Consider the following 18,156-nt stretch of genomic DNA (forward strand, 5'->3'; position numbering starts at 1 on the left):
CCCCAAGTTGTGCGGGTTACAGTCAGCGAGGTCTCCCACACGCGGGGCCGCGATGCCGTGCGGTGGTGACCTTCGCCATTCGCCGGGTTTGACCTCCGCCCTCGGTGTGCGGTGCACCGTTCGGTGGCGACACAACCGGACTCAGGACCCCTGTCTTGCCGCGCGGCATCTCGACGTCGGCGATCGCGCCGCCAACGCCACACCCTGAGGCCTGGCCGAGATCCAGCCTCGTCCCGCCTGAAGGCGGAACCGGGCGGCTGTCCCGCCTGGTGGGTCCTGTGCGCCGATAGCGCAGCAGGGGCTCGACCAATGGGAGGTCACCTGGAGCCTGGGGCAAGGACGATGTCGAAGTGCACTCTGCTCCAGGTGCCGTCGATGCTGCGGCCGTCGGGCGTCGCAGTGCCGGCGGGTTGCTGGTCGAAATTCTTGATGAGGGACTGTTTGACGCCGAACACGGAATCCTTCCAGCCGATGGGATCACCTTCGGGGAAGATGTGAGTGACCAAGGTCCGGGCGTCAGAATGGCTCACCATGAAGTGCAGGTGGGCAGCCCGGAGGGGGGAACGTCCGACGGCGGCGAGCATCTGGCCCACTGGTCCGTCATCGGGAATCGGGTACGGGGTGGGCGTGAGCCCCCAGAAGCGGTAACTGCCGTCGATCTCGGTGAACAGGTGGGCCCGGGCAGCTCGTTTGTGGGCGTCGTACTGCACGTCGTAGAGCCCGTCCTCGTCGGCCTCCCACATTTCGATCCGCGCACCCGCGAGCGGGTTACCGTCGGTGTCGCTGACCGTGCCTTCCACCCAGCACGGTTCGCCCGGGGCGCCGAAGGACATGTCGCCACCGAGTTCGATGCTCGGTGAGTCCTTCACGAAGAACGGCCCGAACACGGTGGCCTCGGTGGCGTTGGCGCAGGCCTGGTTGTTGACATTGATTGTCTGCATCGACGCACCCAACGTGTCGGAGAGCAGGATGAACTCCTGCCGCACGTCGTCGGTGATGTGACCGGCCCTGGTAAGGAAGTCGATCGCGGCCCCCCACTCCTCCTCGGTCAGCCGGGTTTCTCGGATGAAGGAGTGCAGATGCTTGACGAGGCAGACCATCAACTCCTTCACGCGCGGGTCCTCGCACGCCTGGAAGCTCATGACGACGGTGTCGACCAGGTTTTGCTCGACAGCCCGCTGCTCGGGGCTGACCTGCCGTAGGTCGAGCCCGTGCGTACCGTTCTGGGCCGAACCTTGTTCGACGAGGTGGTTTTCGGTGTCGGCGTGGGTGTTGCTCATGGCGGGTCTCCTTTCCATAGGGCGTGCAGCAGCGCAGCGAGGTTCTCAGGTGTCACGGGGGTGGGGTTGTTGTCGGGGACCGCGGCCAGGATCGGCTCGATCGCCCTGGCGATGCCGTCCTCCGGCATGCCGTGCTCACGCAACGCGGTCGGCGCCTTCACCGTCGCCCGCAGCTGCGCCAATCCCTCGATCGCCCCCGCCGATCCGAACCCGGCTGCGATGCGCCGCTCTGCCTCAGGAGCGTTGGGGGCGTTGAAGGCGAGCACATAGGGTAAGACGACAGCGTGGGTCTGGGCATGGGGCAGGTTGAACATCCCACCGAGCACGTGGCAGATCTTGTGGTGCATCCCCGATCCTGCAGAGGTGAACGCGATCGCAGCCAGGTAGGCGCCGTAGAGCGTTTGCTCGATTCCCTCGATGTCGCCGCCGTCGAGGGCCACCTTGGGAAGACCTGCGCTCAGCGCCCGGATCCCCTCACCCGCTAGCACCTGATCGATCGGGTCAACCCGCGGGCCCCACATCGAGTCGATGCAGTGCGCCAACGCATTGAGCCCACTGGCGACGGCCATGTCGGCTGGCAGCGATGTCAGCAAGGCGGCGTCATAAACGATCGAGCGCGGCAGGACCTTCTCATCAACACCGGTCGTCTTGGTCCCACCCTCGGTCAGACCCCACACGTTGGTCGCCTCCGAACCGGCATAGGTCGTGGGCACCGCGATAATCGGCAGCCGCGTTGTCAAAGCCACAGCCTTAGCCAATCCGGTCGTCGACCCGCCGCCGACCGTCACCACGACATCGGCTCGACTCTCCACCGCCGCTGCTCGGGCCTGCTCGGCCACCTCGACAGGGACATGCATGACGACTTCGTCATGGCGCCGCACCACCGCCACGTGCGCAGCAATCGGATCCGCGAACACCGCCGCACGATCCGAGGCGATGAGCATGACGCGGCAGGCGCCCAGAGCCGCGACTTCCGCCGCGACGGCCTCCGGTGCGGAACCAAGCGCGAACACGACACGCTGGGAAAAGGACGCGTGAAGGAACCTCACCGCACCACCGCCGACCCCACGAACGACGCTTCCGGGTCGTAGCCGTAGATCCACCCATTCACGAGCAGCGGATCCTCGTGTGCGAAGGACTGGTCGCGCCGCTGCTGCTCGGGCCCGTCCGGCAGATGGTTGATCTGTGCCCTCATGTGACTGACGGCTTGCAGCTTGGTCGTACGGGGAATCCGGATGCTCTCGTAACGACGCAGCGCGGTCGCCGGGTCATCGGCGCCTTCGGCGAGGCACCGGGCCAGGACCGCGGCATCCTCGATCGCCTGCGCAGCCCCCTGCGCGAAGAACGGAAACATGGGATGCGCGGCGTCCCCGAGCAGAGTCACCCCGCCTTCGGACCACTGGGTCAAGGGCTCCCGATCCAGCAGTGCCCAGCGACCCGGAACGCCGGCGGCGCGGATCAGGTCGGTCAGGCGCGGGTCCCAGCCCTCGAACTCGGCAAGGAACTCGTCGACCGTCGCGGTCGCAGTCCATGATTCCGTGGTGTAGTCACCGGCCGGAGCGAAAGCGACCAGGTTGATGTACTCACCGCCGGAGACCGGATAGTGCACCAAGTGGTGACCCGGACCGATCCACAATGTTTGAGCAGGACGTCGAGCGAACTCTGGTGCCTGGTCCGCCGGCACCAAGGCCCGGAAGGCACACAGGCCGGAATAGGCCGCCGGCGACGCCCCGAAGAGCGTGTTCCGCACGATCGAGTGCACCCCATCGGCGCCGATCACGATGTCAGCCTCCGCGGATTCGCCATCGGCGAAATCGAGACGGAGGCTCCCGCCACCTGTTCCGAGGCGCACACACTTGCGGCCGAGGACCACAGCCTCGGCAGAAACCCGCGACTGGATAGCGGCCAACAGGTCTGCCCGATGCGCCGTGTAGGTGTGTTCGCCGTACAGCCGCTCGCAGGACGATGCCAGGTCCTCGACAGACAGGACAGTGCCGTCCTGCCAGCGCCGGAACTCCCAGCCGGTCTCGAGTCGGACGACACTCTTGGCCAGCTCCTCGAGCACGCCGAGGCAGCGCAGCTGGCGTGCCGCGTTGGGGGCGACCACCAAGCCCGCACCGACCTCGGCGATGCGGGGAGCCTGCTCAAAGACCGTGGCGTCGAACCCCTCTCGCCGCAGGAACGCTGCGGTTGCCAGGCCGCCGATCCCGCCACCCAAGATGGCAATCCTCGGCGTGTTGCCGGTGCGTGTTGTCATTGCGAAGCTCCTTGTATGCCTGGAACAGTGCGCCGCCCATCGCGCCGTCAACTGGACAGAGTCGGCGCGAGCGGCCTTCGACATCCGCATACTGCCCCGGTGACGTACCTTTATGGGCATCATGTGTCATTCAACGAACATAAGTGGACGCCAAATCGGCACTATGGGCTCAGGGCGCGCAGGACATGCCGAGAACTAGCGAACCGGGCCGTACCGTCAGCTCGCGGCTGTTGGAGTTGCTGTTCTCGTTCACGCCTGACTCCCCGGATCTAAGCCTTGCGGACCTGGCGCGTAGGACGGGTCTACCGCACCCGACGGCGCGCCGGTTGGTATTGGAACTAGTGAAGGCCGGTGCCCTCGACCAGCGCCCAGACGGTCGGTATGTCGTAGGGCTGCGGCTGTGGCAACTCGGAACACTCTCACCCCTGACGGAATCGCTTCGCACCATGGCGCAGCCGTTCATGGAAGATCTCTTCACAGCGCTCAACCAACACGTGCAGCTTGCTGTCGTCGAGGGCCAGGAAGCGGTAGTCCTCGAGCGCCTCTCCGCGGTTCACGCCGTCGAGCTGGTGTCCCAGGTGGGTGGACGGCTACCGTTGCACTGCTCCGCGGTCGGCAAGGTCCTTCTGAGCCACGCGGGCAGCCAGTTGGTCGAGGATGTAATCAGTGGCGAGCTGGAACGACATACAGCCAAAACGGTGACCGACCCGCAAGTCCTGCGCCGCGAGTTGGCGGAATGTCGCCGCACCGGCTATGCGCTCGTCCGTGGTGAACTCACCGATGGCGCCGACTCGATCGCGACCCGCGTCCTCAACAGGGAGGGCCGCGTTGTGGCCGCGCTTTCCGTGGTCGTACGGTCTGGCTCCATACAACCGCAAGCTGTGCTGCCCTCAGTCATCACCAGTGGGCTCGGTTTGTCACGAAGACTCGGATGGCAGCCGGGAGTACGTATCCGGGAGGGCCTGGTTGTATGAGGACATGACGTTGGTGACACCGCTCCGGCGGGACTACACGGCACTGGTTGCATGGCCCAGGCGCCAGTGGACGGTCGAGAACGCCCAGGGACTCGGCCATCACCTGGCGCAGTGTCAGCTGGTTCGCGGGGAGGTCGTTGTCGACGTTCCGGCCACCTCCACCGGCCGGGTCCGGCAACTCTCCCGCACGCCGGCGCAAGAACGACCGCATCGCCGCGGCCGCCGCCGTGTGTGTCGTCGCCCTGCCGGGGGACGCCCGCCCGGTGGACCCCGAGGGCCCAACTGATGTGCTGGCGTTGCGCGATGAGCATCGAACAAATCGCAACAGTCGAACTCGCATCGTCAATCAGTTCACGCCCTGTTCCGGCAGCGAGGTGGACCGAATCCGCATCGGCCTGTGCCAGGCTCTGATCGCCGACATTCGGCGCCTCGATGATCGGCTCGCCGAGAACGAGAAGCAGATGACCCGAACTCTCGACGAGCACGGCACCCGACTGCGGGAGGTCGACGGGATCGGTCCGATGACCGTCGCTCGCCTGATCGGCCGAACGGGGCGGGCCAGCCGGTTCCCGACCGCCGCCGGGATCGGATTCGCCCAGTTGTTGATGTCGTTCGCGGTGTACCCACCACCATCGGCGCCCGAGGGGTCGACAGATTCTGGTGAGACGAGCCGTGGTCGGACGGAGAGACGGATTTCTTGCACCTGTTTACGCTCGTCCCAGTTATTCGCCGACAACAGTTACTATGTCACTAGGCATCGTAAAAGGTTGTGGTGCAACCACTATCATGATCTCATCGAATGAGATTTCGCACTCTTGCGGGGCGTGCGGTGCCAGGTCGGCACCGGACCACCCCAGCCGCGGAATGATCCCGTATTCGAGTTGGTAGGCGAACAGGTGCGCGGGCACCGTGCCGCGCCGGGACGGTCCGGGCAGGCTCGCGGCCCGGAATAAGCCGTGTCCGGTGGATGAAACGCCGTCGAGCCAAGGTGCGCAACGGGTTTCATCCCTCGGGTAGCGTTTCGCGTCGAAGACGGGAGCAATCTCAGATGTTGAGCACACCTGCCGCCATCAGTCCGCCATCCACTGGGAGTGTGTGGCCGTTGATAAACCCGGCGTCGTCTGAGGCAAGGAAGGCGACGGTGTCGGCGATCGATTCCGGCCTGCCGTAGTGGGCGGCGGGGACGAGTCGGCACAACTCTCGCCGTGTGGCTTCCGTATGGAGCTTCTGCGCCAACGCTGTTTCGATGGGACCGGGCGCAACGGAATTGGCCGTAATACCGTAGGACGCGAGTTCGATCGCTATCTGTCGCGTGAGCCCATCGATGCCCGCCTTGGACGTTCCGTAGGCAGTCCGGCCGACTCCCGCCCGCATCCCGCTGATCGAGCTGATATTCACGACCCGACCCCAGCGGTGCAGCATCATCAGTTGCGCCGCGCGCTGGCTGCAGCGGAACGCCCCGGTGAGATTGATGTTGAGGGTTGTCTGCCACTCATCATCGGGAAAGTCCAGAAAGCTGTGAGTCTTCGCAATTCCTGCGTTGTTGACGAGGATGTCACAACGCCCGTGATCTCGCGCCACAGCACCAAACGTTTCGTCGATCGAGGCCAGCTGACCGACGTCCATTTGCAGGGCCTGGGCGCTGAATCCCAGCGCCTGGATCTTGGCGGTAGCTTCCTCTGCCGCACGCATATCGCGATCCGTCAGGACCACATGGTGACCGTCTTGGCTGAGCCGTTCGGCAATAGCGGAGCCGATCCCGGCGCCGGCGCCGGTGACAACTGCGAGTCGCTGTTCCATTGATGAGTCCTATCTGGTTGTGACTCCGCGGATTCAAGCCATTGCGGTCCGATTCCATATGGTGTCTTTGGTCTTTTCATGGGCTGTAGAACAGTCGGGTGGAGGTCCCCCAGGGCGGCACCACCTTCGGATCGATATGCACGCTCGACCGTTCTGAGCACAGAGATCGACCCGTGGCTGTGCGGCGCTGGAGGCCCTGCTTTCGCCCGTCCGACGCAGTGTTCGCCGATGATCGTTTCCCTGAGTTCGAGCCTGTCGGTGAGGACGACTTCGAGTATCGATCCGCGAAAGTTGCACGACACCCGCGTACCGTCGCAAGGTTGAGCGGGCGATTCCACGTTATGTAGAAAAGAGCAGGAGAACCCCATCGATGAGCACCGCGATGTCTGTCGGCAAGGAAGTACAGGCGATGGTCGAGTCTCTTGCGGACCAGCTGGGGAGGTCGGTCGTGATCGTCGACCCTTCGATCCGGCCCCTCTACATCAGTCGGCACTTCGGTGACGAGGATCCGGCTCGAGTCCGCTCCATGCTCCAGCGTGGTCCCAGCACTGAAGTTCGCGATCACATCCTCGCGCAGGGAGTGGCAAGGTGGCACGAACCGAGGACGATCGAAGGCGACGACGCGCTCGGACTGAAGTCACGACTGTGTGTGCCCCTGCACGGACCGGGGTGGCTGTTGGGCCTGATGATGGTGATCGATGCTGACCAGTCGTTGACCCCCTCCGAGATCGACCACATGGCCAGGGTGAGCCGAGATGTGGCGGCGCAGATCTACTCGGATTCCCTCGCAGCGGATCCACAACAGTTCGAGCGGCGGAGGGCCCTTCGCAACTTGCTCGGCTCTGAGGTGACAGATCGTCAATCGGCTCTTCAGCACTTCGGCGAGCACCGTGAGTGGCACGACGCGGAGCATTCCACAGTGGTGGTCATGCAGGTCAGCGCATCCGCGCAGACAATCATGCCGATCGAGGTTGCCCTTCAAATTGCGGTCGAGACCGTGTGCCGGGGATCGCAACCCTGCGCGTACTACCTCGACAGCAACCATGCCACCCTCTTGCATCTGACGGACCAACCGTTGCGGACGGCGGAGCTTCGCGAACGGGTCGAGCGAGTCAAAGCGGACCTTCAACGGCTGCTGGGTGCCGGCGCCACTGTGACGATCGGAATCGGCTCCGGCGCCGGCGGCAGAAGCAATGCCTGGCACACGCGACATCGGGCGACGATCGCTCTTCGGGCGGCTACGCGGTTGAGCAGGTTTCACGACGGGATCGCATTCTGGAACGAGCTTGGGGTCGACGCGGTGCTGCTCGAACTACCCGACGATGCGCTGACATGGTCGGTACTTCCCACGCCAGTTCGCGCGCTCGTTGACCATGACACCAGTGGAAAATTGATCGAAACACTGAGGGCATACCTCAATCACGGAGGCTCCGTCTCACGCACCGCTACGGCTCTTCACTTGCATCGAACATCGCTGTACTACCGCCTCGACCAAATTCGAAGCCTCACCGAACTCGACCTCGAGGACGGTGGTGACAGGTTGCTGCTGCATGTAGGTCTCCACCTACTCGACATGCTTGGCCGGCCGGATCACTAAAGCCTTCCGACAAAATGTCGGAAACTCTGAGGACAGGTTCCTCCGGTTCGTGGTGGTTCGCCTCCCATAGGTGGCAGCAAGCTTGGTACGTGACATCGCGTGCAGTCCCCAGGCCTGGACACACAGCTAGGCCAGCCTCGCTCCGCTGCGGCTTCACTGCATAAGCAAACGCGGCACCAGGGCCGAGCGGATTTCCGCTGCACTCCTGCCCAAACGGGCACTTCCGCGCGTTCCACCGGCAACCAGTCCCGAACATCGATCTGACAAGGAAGAGGATTCGAAATGCGCTACGAGGTCAACAGTTCGGGAGTTCCCGTACTTCTGCTTGATTCCATCAGTGAAATCCTTCCCGAGGATACGAACAAAATCGTGGTCGCTGGATCACACTGCTCACAGAACGTTCCCCGGTACGCACTCAGTGTTCCCTTGCGTGGTGCAGTCTTCAACGACGCGGGGGTCGGTAAAGACCAGGCTGGAGTGGCGTCATTCGGCATCTTGAGTAACGGTGGGGTCCCTGCTGTGGCAGTCTCCCACAACACAGCCAGAATTGGTGACGCCCAGGATGTCTACGCGAACGGGATCATCTCCACTGCGAACGAGTTGGCTACGGACCTGGGCGCAGAGCCGGGAATGACAGTGGCCGACTACATCGCACTCGTAGACGCCACACGATGACGTAAGACCGACCCGGTGCAGTTCAGATCTCGGCTGCACACTGGGAGCAGAATGCTGTAGCGCCGCGCGCACGACAGCCCGACACGCCAGCTCGCAGCCCGAGGAGGGATGCAACTATGTACGATCGGCCGGAACAGGGACACCGAGAACACAGAGCGGGCACGGACTCGTCTCGCGTCATCCCCGCTGCAGACTTGTTCGAGCTGGAACACCGCTGCCTGGCGGTGAGGGCGAAGGCACCGGCCAACCGTTCCTTCTGACACCATCCACCCCGCAAGGGGTTCCGCCGTCGAACGGTGGGTGTTCCACCTCGCCATCGAGGAAAGGGCGACCGCGAGTGTGAAGGCGCGGTCTCCGGGTTCACCAGGTAGTTTCCACCGACACGAAGGCCCCGCACCGAGCATCTGGTGCGGGGCCTTCGTGCTCGGGACGGGAAGCGGATCGGTCTTCCCGGGGCAGGCCCCAGGCGGCGTTCGATGAGTGTGAGGTTGGCCGGGGCGTTGCACTCGCACGCCGACAGCAGACCGGAGCGGTCGCCGGTGGCCTCGAGGTGGTTGGCCGGCCTGGTCGCAACCGCGGATCCGACAGTTCGAGAGCGTGGCCGAACACGACCGCACCGGTTTAGTGGTGCCAGACGACGAAGACTACTTCGGCCAGTGAAAGCCGGCCTTCGTACTACACGTCGACCTCAGCTCTCCACGACGTCGTGCGCGCTGTGATCATCCAGGGCGGGATCAGACGAACCGCCGTGGTTGTTACCGAGATTCAATAGGCCGACCCCGACGATGATGAGCGCGATGCCAGCTATCGCCATACCGGACAATGTTTCTCGGAAGAAAACGACGCCCAGGATCGCGACGACCGTTGTGCCTGCGGCAGCCCAAATGGCGTAGCCGACGCTGATCGGCAAACCGCGGTTAAGTGCCAAACCGAGCAAAGTGAAGCTGCACACGTACCCGATTACCACGAGGATCGAGGGCGGCAGCTTGCTGAAGCCATCGGACACCTTCAGCGCCATCGTCGCGACGATCTCGCAAACGATGGCTCCAACGAGCAGAACATAGGCGATCACGCGCCAACCCCCACGTGGTCATGACTACTGCCCAGCATGGTCCGCCGGCCGATCCACCACCCGCCCCTCAGAGCGAGTACATCGGACGTCATCGATAGTTCTTCTCCTTCGCCGTTTCCGGTCTCGGACCCGGTAACACCAACAGTAGGTACTACGACTGTGGAGGGAATCCTGGTCGACGACATGGCGAAGCCGTCGAACAACCGCACAGTCTCGTGCAACGCCGAGACGCCGCGGTCGGTAGTTGTGTTCTCAGACATGGTTTCCTTGTCTCGGACGCGGGCGCCATGGACGGCGGCCCAACAAATGTTGCTCGCACAGAACGAACCCTGAGGGAGCCGTCGGCAGCAGAAGACGGCCCCGGTTGCATCCGGTCACCAGCCGATCTCATTTGACCGACCTTGACCAAAGGTCTCCGGGTCGACCGGCCGCTCGGTGCGGGGAAGATTCTCCACCACAAGCAGATACGACTCGGTCACCAGTTCGTCTACCAGGCCCTTGGCGATCGACCCACCCGGTGACAACGTGATCCAGTGCCGCTTGTTCATGTGGTAGCCGGGCGTAATGTCCTCGTGCGTGCTGCGCAACGCCTCGCCGTCGGCCGGGGTGGCCTTGAGGATCACGATCGGCTCACCGGTGACCGCGGTCAGCAGCATGAAGACCCTGCCCCCGACCTTGTATACCTCCCATTCCGGGCCGAACGGGTGCTCGAGATTCGCGCCGGGAAGCTCGTCGGCCCGCGACCTTGCGTGTTCCTGGAGCGTGGTGCCCTTCATGCTGTTCCCGTCGGTCGGTGGACCTTGTCAGTGCTGGCCGATGAAGTCGAGCAGCTGGGCGTTGAATGCCTGGTACTCGTTCAGATGGGGTTCGTGTCCACTGTGCTCGAAGACCGCGAGGCTGCCGTGTGGAACGGTGTCGGCGAACCAGCGCATGCCTTCGAGTTCGTAGTAGGGCGAGTGTCGGCCGGTGACGATCCAGGTGGGGACGGGGATGCGGGGCAGGACGTCGCGCCAGTCGGCGACGAAGTGGTCGATCAGCAGAGGACGGGCCCTTGCCACCGGGAACTGCTCCCACCACTCGTCACCCGCCGGCCGGAGGGGTTTCACATGATCCGGGACGGCGGGTTCACGGTCCGCATTCGACCAGTCGAAGCGGAAGTCCGCGGCGTCGTACAGGTTTTCGCCCGTGATGCCGCGAACGCCCCACTGCCAGTCCCCTTCGTTGACGATCTTCGGGGACTGATCGATCGCTACGAAGGCGGTGACCCGGTCCCATGCGTCGGCGGCGGTCGAGAAGTATGCCAGGCTGACCGATACGCCCATCGAGTGACCGACAAGGACCACGTCTTCGACATTAAGGGTGGTGATCAGTTCGCCGAGGTCGAGGCCGAGACGGCTCATTCTCTGCCCGTGACTGGGCGAATCGGACCGGCCGTGCATACGGTGGTCGAATCGGATGACGCGGTAGCCGGCCTCCACCAAGGCGTCGCGCTGGAAAACCCAGCTCGAGCCCTGATCTGCGAAGCCGGACGCAAACACGACGGGACGACCTTCACCCTCGTCGTCGTACCGGATGATCACGCCATCGGAGGTCTTCAGAGGCAGGTTCGCGCCGCTCATCGATCTCTCCTTTCTGTTCCGGCTCACAGCGCGTTCTCGAGCCGTGCGGGACCAAAAGTGGGAAGCCGGCGTTGAGGCACGCGCTGTGATCGCCGGCTCCCGCCTCTGACTGGGCTCAGTAGATACGGTCTGTGCTCATTGGCGGCCGATCCGCTGATAGATATCCGGCTTGGTGCGCTCTAGCCGCCTCGCGACGAGGAATCCGCTGATGAAGGTTCCGTACACGATCGCGATCAGCAAGCTGGACAACCACGTCACGCCGCCGGTATGCGAGGAGAAGTCGTTGATCGACATCACCACGGACCACCCGAATCCGATCAGCGCCACGAACGGCGCCACGAAAGAGGCGAAGATGTGGCCTCTCCACTTGTCGTGTCGGGTCAGGTACACCGGTATCGCGATCGAGGTGAGGAACTGCACGGAGATACCTGTCAATGCCGCGATCCCCAGCAGCGCGCCGTAGAACACCATCGCGTCGACCCCAGCGATGACGACGACCAGATTGGCGATCAACACCGCGGCGCTCACCACGATGGATGCGCGATAGGGCGAACCGAATCGAGGGTGCACCGCGGCGATAGAGCGGGACACAACCCCGTCCGCGCCCAGATTGAACAGATACCGCGCCGCCACGTTGTGCGAGCAGATGATGACGGCCAACGAACTCGTCACGAGCAGCACAGTGGCGACGTCGAGGAGAAGCCGTCCCCCGAACTCGAGAATCGTCGCATCGAACGCGGCGGTACCCTCCGCGGTCGATATCGCGACGGCGTCGTCGACACCGAGTGCGTTGACAAAGAGCCACGTCGTGCCTGCGTACAGGACCACGGCGAATGCGATGAGGCCGAACGCCGCGCGAGGAATCGTTCGCTCCGGCCGCTTCACTTCATCGCGGAACAGCACGGTCATCTCGTAACCGCCGAACATCGCACACGCAAAGAGCAGCCCGTTGGCGAGCGAACCGTCGAACCAGTGCGCCGGCGAAAACGGTGCGGCGCTGAGGCCATCGGCACCGCCGGCAGCGAAAACGAAGATGTCGTACACGACGACGACGGCGATCTCCAGGATCAGAATGACGGCCATGACCTTCGCCGACACATCGATACGCAGGTAGCCCAGAATGCCTACCAGCGCCCAGAGGAGGAACGCCCACACATACCACGGGAGACTGGGCCCATGGAAGGTGTCGGACACGAGGGAGCCCACAGACGACCCGGCGAACGGGAGATACCCGGTCGCGCACGTGAAGTAGGCCAGGAGCATCGTGAATCCGGCACCCAGTCCCATCTTCCTTCCCAAACCGGCCGTCACGTACGCGTAGAAGGCGCCGGGCCGCTGAAGGACGGCGGACATCCGCAAGAAGGTGGTCGCGAAGCAGGCCACGATGGCCCCTCCCACAACGAATAGGAACGGTGTTCCGATTCCGTTCCCGGTCGCAACCATGATCGGAATGACGCCCATGACGACAACGAGCGGAGCATTGAACGACATGATGCTGAAGAACAGGCCGAACGTGCCGAGGGAGCCCTTCAGGGCTGTCGAGTCGCCGGACGTCGACGGGATCGTATTACCGGACCCCGATACGGTGGTAGTTGTGCTCACCTAAATCTCCAATATCTCAGCTGATTTAGTAGGTCCGTGCCGTGGCTGGATGATCCCGCCACAACCATCGGAGCGTTCGAGGGAACTCGAAGCCGCCGTGACGCAATGTGTGTCCGCCTTCACCGAAGACGAACTTGTAGTCGTAGTAACTCCACTCGAGCGCGGCAGCCATCTCGCGGTTCGCCGCGACGAGATCGCCGAACACGACTCGGGCATCTCGTCGACCGGTCTGCATCCAGATGCGGATTGGCTTACGCGGGGATCGGCGGACCTCCGGAATGTGATTGTGTCCACCACGGATGTCGACGAACGACCCGCAGTGAGAGATCACATTTCTGAACACGTCCGGCCGATGCCACGCCGCAGTGAACGCTGCGTTCCCACCGGAGCTGTATCCGACGACGACTCGATCGGCGGTCTCGGAGGACACGTTGAGATGCCCGATCGCCGTGGGGAAGAATTCGTCCACCAAGAACTGAACCCAGGTGTCGTCGATCGAATCGAACTCGACGCTCCGGTTATCGGAGCCGCCGAAGATGGGGTATCCGGGCCCGGTCTTGCCTGCGTCGATGAACAGGGCGGCAGTGAGGGGAATCAGCCCCTCGGCGTTCAGGTTGTCCAGCGCTGCGATGGCACCGAAGTCGGCGGCGAGGTACTCGTACGCATCCAGGAACACAACGAGGGCCAATGGGACGGATCCATCGTACTGACTGGGAACGTACAGCGTGTAGTCCCTCTCGACTCCCGGATAAGACACCTCGCTTCGATGCGTGTGCTGGGTGACAATTCCCTGTGGAATGCCATCGCGCCGACGTGAGTACGGGCTGAGACTGTACTCGGGAAGGGTGTCGTCGCACGCCGCGTATCCCATGCGATCCTCGACGGTCATATTCTTGTCGGCGAACCATTCCTCGTCCGAATTCGACGGGTTTCCGGCATTACCCTGCCCAGAAGTCACCACGATTTTCCTCTCATATCGAAACGCGCTACCGGTCTATACCGATCGGCAGATGACAAAACTCAGACTCGTGACCGGCTTGAGACTGCGTCGATGAACTGCTTGGTCGTCATACCTGGGCGGATACCGAGTTCTTCCGCAGGCTCGTTGACGACCGAGATCTCGCCGTTCTCGTAGACGTCGCGGGCATCGCCGATACGAGCCGACCCAGCCACGATGAATTTGTGTGCATCGCCTGACTCAATTTCGCTGACGGAGTCCATCAAAACAACGTCGTTGTCGGGTTGCGTTCCTTCGATGATGTATCGCATTTTCTGTCCTTTCGTGGGTGTCCCCAGGCGTCGACGTGCGCCTGTCGGGGAGAGATCCGCAGCAGCAGATATCGGTGCGCGGGCGTCCCTGATGAGTGACACGTGGTTTCGACGAGTCCGGGAGTGCTTGGCAGGTGCTCTGTGTCAACAGTGGACCAGCTGTGTGACTCAACCCACCATCGGTCCGTGGGATCTAGATGCCTGTTTTCCGACGTTTTGTCGGACGCGGCGGCGACGACCATGACGAGAGCCCTGAGGCATGGCCGCTGCGGTGATCCTCGCTGCATCGCGTCGTGGTGATCGGCTGCACCCAAGCGCTGAGGAACCAGGTGTGGAAAGGTCGGTTCCCGATGAGGTCGGGCGCCTTGCGGAACTGGGGTGCGCCGCCTACCAGGTTTTCGCGGAGGTCTACCACCAGCTCTGCACCGAGGCATGTGCTCAGGCGGTCTCGGTGATCGGGCGATCGACCCAGCTCATCAGGTCGCGCAGCTTCTTGCCGGTGACCTCGATCGGGTGCTCGGCGTTCGCCTTGCGCAGGCTCTCGAGCTCGGTGTTGCCGTTCTCGACGTTGGCGACCAGGCGGCGGGTGAACTCACCCGACTGGATGTCGGCCAGGATCGCCTTCATGCGCTCCTTGGTGCCGGCGTCGATGACGCGCGGGCCGGACAGGTAGCCACCGAACTCCGCGGTGTCGGACACCGAGTAGTTCATGCGGGCGATGCCGCCCTCGTACATGAGGTCCACGATGAGCTTGAGCTCGTGCAGCACCTCGAAGTACGCCATCTCGGGCGCGTAGCCGGCCTCGACCATGACCTCGAAACCGGTCTTGACCAGTTCCTCGGTGCCGCCGCACAGCACGGCCTGCTCGCCGAAGAGGTCCGTCTCGGTCTCTTCCTTGAACGTGGTCTTGATGACGCCGGCGCGGGCGCCGCCGATGGCCTTGGCGTAGGACAGCGCGAGTGCCTGGCCCTCACCCTTCGGGTCCTGGTCGATCGCGATGAGCGCGGGGACACCCTTGCCGTCGACGAACTGACGACGCACCAGGTGGCCCGGGCCCTTCGGGGCGACCATGCCGACGGTGACGAACTCCGGGGCCTTGATCAGCTCGAAGTGGATGTTGAGGCCGTGTCCGAAGAACAGCGCGTCGCCGTCCTTCAGGTTGGGCTCGATGTCATTGGTGAAGATCGACGCCTGCGCGGTGTCGGGGGCCAGCACCATGATCACGTCGGCCCACTCGGAAACCTCGGCGGGGGTATCGACGGTCAGGCCCTGCTCCTCGGCCTTCGCGCGGGACTTCGAGCCCTCCTCGAGGCCGATGCGCACATCGACGCCCGAATCGCGCAGGCTCAGCGAGTGCGCGTGGCCCTGGCTTCCGTACCCGATCACAGCGACCTTACGGCCCTGGATGATCGACAGATCGGCATCGTCGTCGTAGAACATCTCCACTGTCATGTCGCTGGTGTCTGCGGTGAGCACGTGTGCTGCCTTCTCTTCATGTGAATGGACCGGCCGATGGATGGACCGAGCCGTGATGGGGTAATGGTGTTGCTCGGCAACAGTTTTGGGCCGCGTCGAGCTAGTCGAGGCGGAACTGTCAGTCGCTGAGTACGCCGGCGGCGATGAATCCGCCGTCGACAGGGATTACGTGGCCGTTGATGTAGGCCGCGTCGTCGGAGGCGAGGAAGTCCACGGTGCCGGCGACTTCGTCGGGGGTGCCGTAGCGCTGCGCCGGGACCAGGCGGTTGTAGGCGGCGCGGGTGGCGGCGGTGTGCACTGCCTGTGAGAGCGGGGTTTCGATGGGGCCGGGCGCGACGGCGTTCGCGGTGATGCCGTGCGGGGCGAGTTCGACTGCTATCTGGCGGGTCAGGCCGATGAGCCCGGCCTTCGAGGTGCCGTATGCGGTGCGACCGGCACCGGCACGAATCCCGCTGGTGGAGGCGATGTTGATGATGCGGCCCCACCGCTGTTCGAGCATCAGACGGGCGGCCCGCTGGGCGCAGCGGAATGCGCCGGTGAGATTGACGTTCAGGGTCGCCTCCCAGTGATCGTCGGGATAGTCGAGGAAGGGGAGCGTCTTGGCGATCCCGGCATTGTTGACCAGGATGTCGCAGCGTCCGTAGGTTTCGGCGACCCATTTGAAGCCCGCTTCGATCGAGGCCCGGTCACCGATGTCCATCGTCAGTGCGTCCGCGCTCATGCCGCGGCTGCTCATGTCGGCGGCGAGGGCGTGGGCGGCCTCGTGATTCAGGTCGGCCAGCACGACCTGCCGGCCGTGCGCACCCAGACGTTCGGCGATGGCCGCGCCGATCCCGGCCCCGGATCCGGTGACAAGGGCAATGCGTTCATTCATCGTGATTCCTGGTTTCTTCGATGTGGTTAGGGGTGTGGTGCCTGCCGGCGCGGTGACGCCACTGCCCGAATCGCCTTCAATGGGGATGGGGTGCGTGCTCCGGGTCGGCCGCAGTGCGCTGTTCCGAGTCGTCGGATTCCCCGCCGGTCTTCGTGCGCCGGGCGTCGAGGATCGCCACGATCGCGGCGGCGGCGATGACTCCGACCCCGATGATCCAGAAGCCCGAGGCGGTGTTGCCGGAGGTGGCGACCAGACCGATGAGCAGCGGTCCGACCAGTCCACCGAAGTTTCCGCACAGGTTGACGAAGCCGACCGAGGCCCCGGCCTGGTTGCGCGGGACGATCTGCATCACCCAGGTCCACCAGAGCGCGAGGGCCGCGAAGATCGAGCCGGCGGCGACGACGAGCATCACAAAACTGAAGACCGCCCCGATGTGCACGAAATGTTGGGCAATCATGGCGGTGCCACAGACCACGAGGGGTAGCGCGATGAACGAGCCGAGGGAGCGGCCGCTGGCGACGGCTCGTTTGGTGACCACGTACAGGGCGAGGGTGCCGACGAGGAACGGGATGGCGGTCAGCAGTCCGACGAGGAACGAGCCCTGACCGGTGAGGTCGCCGATGACAGTCGGCAGCCAGAGCGTGAGCGCGTAGATCCCCATCACCCAGAAGAAGTAGATCAGCGCCAGCAACCACACCACCGGCCGCATGAAGACCTGCAGCAGGGTCGACTCGTCGGTGGTCTCCACGGTGCGGGTGGCCAGGATGTAGTCCCGTTCCTCGGCGCTGATCCGCGGATGGTCCTCGGGCTTCTCGGTGGCCGAGAAGTGCAACCAGATCGCGACCAGAATGGCGGGAACGGCCTGGATGATGAACATGGCGCGCCAGTTGGTGACCTCGATCAGCCACCCGGACAGTGGTGCCATCACCGCCGAGGACAGCGGCACGGTGTACATCGTCAAGGCGACGGCGATACCACGTTCCCGGGAGGGGAACCAACTGATGAACATCACGGCGAAGGCGGGGAAGATCGCGCCCTCGGCCAGTCCGAGGACGATCCGCGCCGCCAGCAGGACCGGCAGGTTGTGGACGACACCGGTCACCGCCGCGGACAGTCCGATGACGACCATGCACGCCACGATGATGGTCTTGGCGTGTCCCTTGCCGGCCCAGGCGCCGGCGGGCAGTCCGCTGACGACGTAGCCCCAGAAGAACGCCGAGAACACCAGGCCCATCGTGGCCGCACTCAACTGCAGTTCATCGGCAAGGTGGGGGGAAGCGACACTGATGTTGGTGCGGTCCATGAAACAGATGAAGTAGGTCACGAACAGAGGGATACCGATTCGCGCCCATCGAACCTGTCGGATGTCGATGCGTGGTGGGCGTTCGGCCGCGGACGTCGGAGTCATTGCGGGTCCTGTCTTTCCTGAGCAAGGGCGGAAGAAGTGTGGGCGGGTTCTGCACCGCCCTCCTTCCCGGAGACCGAGGGCGTGACCTGAGTCACGCTGCGGATGTGACTGTGTTCCCTTCCGGCATCCGGCGTCAAGCAAGAAGGGAAAGCCCCAGGAAATCGGTCCACATTATGAAATTGTTGACCGAGATCCAGATCACCTCTTACTGTCGTTTGCATGGCCAGCAGGCCGATCATCCATTCCACTCTTG

General features: G+C 63.8%; 16 protein-coding genes and 3 pseudogenes. 5 read left to right on the forward strand and 14 right to left on the reverse strand.

The features are described from left to right. Positions 1 to 317: 317 nt before the first annotated feature. The 3 genes from H0B43_RS32950 to H0B43_RS32960 form a co-directional block, all read right to left on the reverse strand. On the reverse strand, positions 318 to 1,142 hold the full coding sequence (locus tag H0B43_RS32950) for a dioxygenase (RefSeq protein ID WP_252189942.1): 825 nt from the start codon (positions 1,140 to 1,142) through the stop codon (positions 318 to 320). Positions 1,143 to 1,276: 134 nt separating this feature from the next. Next, positions 1,277 to 2,329, reverse strand: a complete 1,053-nt coding sequence (locus tag H0B43_RS32955; RefSeq protein WP_185724118.1) for a maleylacetate reductase — start codon at positions 2,327 to 2,329, stop codon at positions 1,277 to 1,279. Continuing rightward, positions 2,326 to 3,537: an FAD-dependent monooxygenase gene (locus tag H0B43_RS32960; RefSeq protein WP_185724117.1), complete on the reverse strand. Its 1,212-nt coding sequence runs from the start codon at positions 3,535 to 3,537 to the stop codon at positions 2,326 to 2,328. The genes H0B43_RS32955 and H0B43_RS32960 overlap by 4 nt, the downstream gene beginning before the upstream one ends. 185 nt (positions 3,538 to 3,722) lie before the next feature. Between H0B43_RS32960 and H0B43_RS43290 the strand changes: the two are divergent. From H0B43_RS43290 to H0B43_RS32970, 3 genes and pseudogenes are all read left to right on the forward strand, one after another. After that, positions 3,723 to 3,896, forward strand: a pseudogene (locus tag H0B43_RS43290) (helix-turn-helix domain-containing protein); the annotation flags it as partial. A gap of 87 nt (positions 3,897 to 3,983) precedes the next feature. Beyond that, the gene (locus tag H0B43_RS41915) at positions 3,984 to 4,511 is read left to right on the forward strand and encodes an IclR family transcriptional regulator (RefSeq protein WP_252189667.1); all 528 of its coding nucleotides are present in this window, start codon (positions 3,984 to 3,986) and stop codon (positions 4,509 to 4,511) included. Positions 4,512 to 4,560: 49 nt separating this feature from the next. After that, positions 4,561 to 5,092 (forward strand): annotated as a pseudogene (locus H0B43_RS32970) (IS110 family transposase); the annotation flags it as partial. A 255-nt stretch (positions 5,093 to 5,347) separates the two neighbouring features. On the opposite strand, the pseudogene H0B43_RS41920 reads toward H0B43_RS32970, so the two are convergent. Together H0B43_RS41920 and H0B43_RS32975 are read right to left on the reverse strand one after the other, a co-directional pair. Continuing rightward, positions 5,348 to 5,542: pseudogene (locus H0B43_RS41920) on the reverse strand (hypothetical protein); the annotation flags it as partial. Positions 5,543 to 5,555: 13 nt separating this feature from the next. Next, on the reverse strand, positions 5,556 to 6,311 hold the full coding sequence (locus H0B43_RS32975) for an SDR family NAD(P)-dependent oxidoreductase (RefSeq protein ID WP_185724116.1): 756 nt from the start codon (positions 6,309 to 6,311) through the stop codon (positions 5,556 to 5,558). Between the two features lie 370 nt (positions 6,312 to 6,681). On the opposite strand from H0B43_RS32975, the gene H0B43_RS32980 reads away from it, so the two are divergent. Together H0B43_RS32980 and H0B43_RS32985 are read left to right on the forward strand one after the other, a co-directional pair. Further along, complete coding sequence (locus H0B43_RS32980) at positions 6,682 to 7,908, forward strand: CdaR family transcriptional regulator (RefSeq protein WP_185724115.1); 1,227 nt, start codon at positions 6,682 to 6,684, stop codon at positions 7,906 to 7,908. Positions 7,909 to 8,190: 282 nt separating this feature from the next. Then, positions 8,191 to 8,583, forward strand: a complete 393-nt coding sequence (locus H0B43_RS32985) for a hypothetical protein (protein WP_185724114.1) — start codon at positions 8,191 to 8,193, stop codon at positions 8,581 to 8,583. 688 nt (positions 8,584 to 9,271) lie between these two features. Here the strand turns inward: H0B43_RS32985 and H0B43_RS32990 are convergent. The 9 genes from H0B43_RS32990 to H0B43_RS33030 form a co-directional block, all read right to left on the reverse strand. Next, entirely contained in the window at positions 9,272 to 9,655 is a 384-nt protein-coding gene (locus H0B43_RS32990) for an SMR family transporter (RefSeq protein WP_312033631.1), read from the reverse strand. Between the two features lie 374 nt (positions 9,656 to 10,029). Then, the gene (locus tag H0B43_RS32995; RefSeq protein WP_185724113.1) at positions 10,030 to 10,431 is read right to left on the reverse strand and encodes an MmcQ/YjbR family DNA-binding protein; all 402 of its coding nucleotides are present in this window, start codon (positions 10,429 to 10,431) and stop codon (positions 10,030 to 10,032) included. A 27-nt stretch (positions 10,432 to 10,458) separates the two neighbouring features. Then, on the reverse strand, positions 10,459 to 11,274 hold the full coding sequence (locus H0B43_RS33000) for an alpha/beta fold hydrolase (protein WP_185724112.1): 816 nt from the start codon (positions 11,272 to 11,274) through the stop codon (positions 10,459 to 10,461). Positions 11,275 to 11,409: 135 nt separating this feature from the next. After that, positions 11,410 to 12,876, reverse strand: coding sequence for an APC family permease (locus tag H0B43_RS33005; protein ID WP_185724111.1), 1,467 nt, complete (start codon positions 12,874 to 12,876; stop codon positions 11,410 to 11,412). 25 nt (positions 12,877 to 12,901) lie between these two features. After that, positions 12,902 to 13,834: an esterase family protein gene (locus H0B43_RS33010; protein ID WP_185724110.1), complete on the reverse strand. Its 933-nt coding sequence runs from the start codon at positions 13,832 to 13,834 to the stop codon at positions 12,902 to 12,904. 62 nt (positions 13,835 to 13,896) lie between these two features. Next, positions 13,897 to 14,145: a hypothetical protein gene (locus tag H0B43_RS33015; protein WP_185724109.1), complete on the reverse strand. Its 249-nt coding sequence runs from the start codon at positions 14,143 to 14,145 to the stop codon at positions 13,897 to 13,899. Between the two features lie 438 nt (positions 14,146 to 14,583). Then, positions 14,584 to 15,597, reverse strand: a complete 1,014-nt coding sequence (gene ilvC / locus H0B43_RS33020) for a ketol-acid reductoisomerase (protein WP_185729709.1) — start codon at positions 15,595 to 15,597, stop codon at positions 14,584 to 14,586. Positions 15,598 to 15,739: 142 nt separating this feature from the next. Beyond that, positions 15,740 to 16,495 carry an SDR family NAD(P)-dependent oxidoreductase gene (locus H0B43_RS33025; protein ID WP_185724108.1) on the reverse strand — a complete coding sequence of 252 codons (756 nt, stop codon included), beginning with the start codon at positions 16,493 to 16,495 and terminating at the stop codon, positions 15,740 to 15,742. 76 nt (positions 16,496 to 16,571) lie between these two features. After that, entirely contained in the window at positions 16,572 to 17,903 is a 1,332-nt protein-coding gene (locus H0B43_RS33030) for an MFS transporter (protein ID WP_185724107.1), read from the reverse strand. Between the last annotated feature and the right edge of the window lie 253 nt (positions 17,904 to 18,156).

The sequence above is a fragment of the Rhodococcus sp. 4CII genome (assembly GCF_014256275.1).
Lineage (GTDB): Bacteria > Actinomycetota > Actinomycetes > Mycobacteriales > Mycobacteriaceae > Rhodococcus_F > Rhodococcus_F wratislaviensis_A.

What these genes read in the sequence shown, in the direction of transcription:
- H0B43_RS32950 (WP_252189942.1), bottom strand. Translation starts at nt 1,142, where the DNA reads ATGAGCTTCCAGGCGTGCGAGGACCCGCGCGTGAAGGAGTTGATGGTC.
- H0B43_RS32960 (WP_185724117.1), bottom strand. Translation starts at nt 3,537, where the DNA reads ATGACAACACGCACCGGCAACACGCCGAGGATTGCCATCTTGGGTGGC.
- H0B43_RS41915 (WP_252189667.1), top strand. Translation starts at nt 3,984, where the DNA reads ATGGCGCAGCCGTTCATGGAAGATCTCTTCACAGCGCTCAACCAACAC.
- H0B43_RS32975 (WP_185724116.1), bottom strand. Translation starts at nt 6,311, where the DNA reads ATGGAACAGCGACTCGCAGTTGTCACCGGCGCCGGCGCCGGGATCGGC.
- H0B43_RS32980 (WP_185724115.1), top strand. Translation starts at nt 6,682, where the DNA reads ATGAGCACCGCGATGTCTGTCGGCAAGGAAGTACAGGCGATGGTCGAG.
- H0B43_RS32985 (WP_185724114.1), top strand. Translation starts at nt 8,191, where the DNA reads ATGCGCTACGAGGTCAACAGTTCGGGAGTTCCCGTACTTCTGCTTGAT.
- H0B43_RS32995 (WP_185724113.1), bottom strand. Translation starts at nt 10,431, where the DNA reads ATGAAGGGCACCACGCTCCAGGAACACGCAAGGTCGCGGGCCGACGAG.
- H0B43_RS33000 (WP_185724112.1), bottom strand. Translation starts at nt 11,274, where the DNA reads ATGAGCGGCGCGAACCTGCCTCTGAAGACCTCCGATGGCGTGATCATC.
- H0B43_RS33015 (WP_185724109.1), bottom strand. Translation starts at nt 14,145, where the DNA reads ATGCGATACATCATCGAAGGAACGCAACCCGACAACGACGTTGTTTTG.
- ilvC (WP_185729709.1), bottom strand. Translation starts at nt 15,597, where the DNA reads ATGACAGTGGAGATGTTCTACGACGACGATGCCGATCTGTCGATCATC.
- H0B43_RS33025 (WP_185724108.1), bottom strand. Translation starts at nt 16,495, where the DNA reads ATGAATGAACGCATTGCCCTTGTCACCGGATCCGGGGCCGGGATCGGC.
- H0B43_RS33030 (WP_185724107.1), bottom strand. Translation starts at nt 17,903, where the DNA reads ATGACTCCGACGTCCGCGGCCGAACGCCCACCACGCATCGACATCCGA.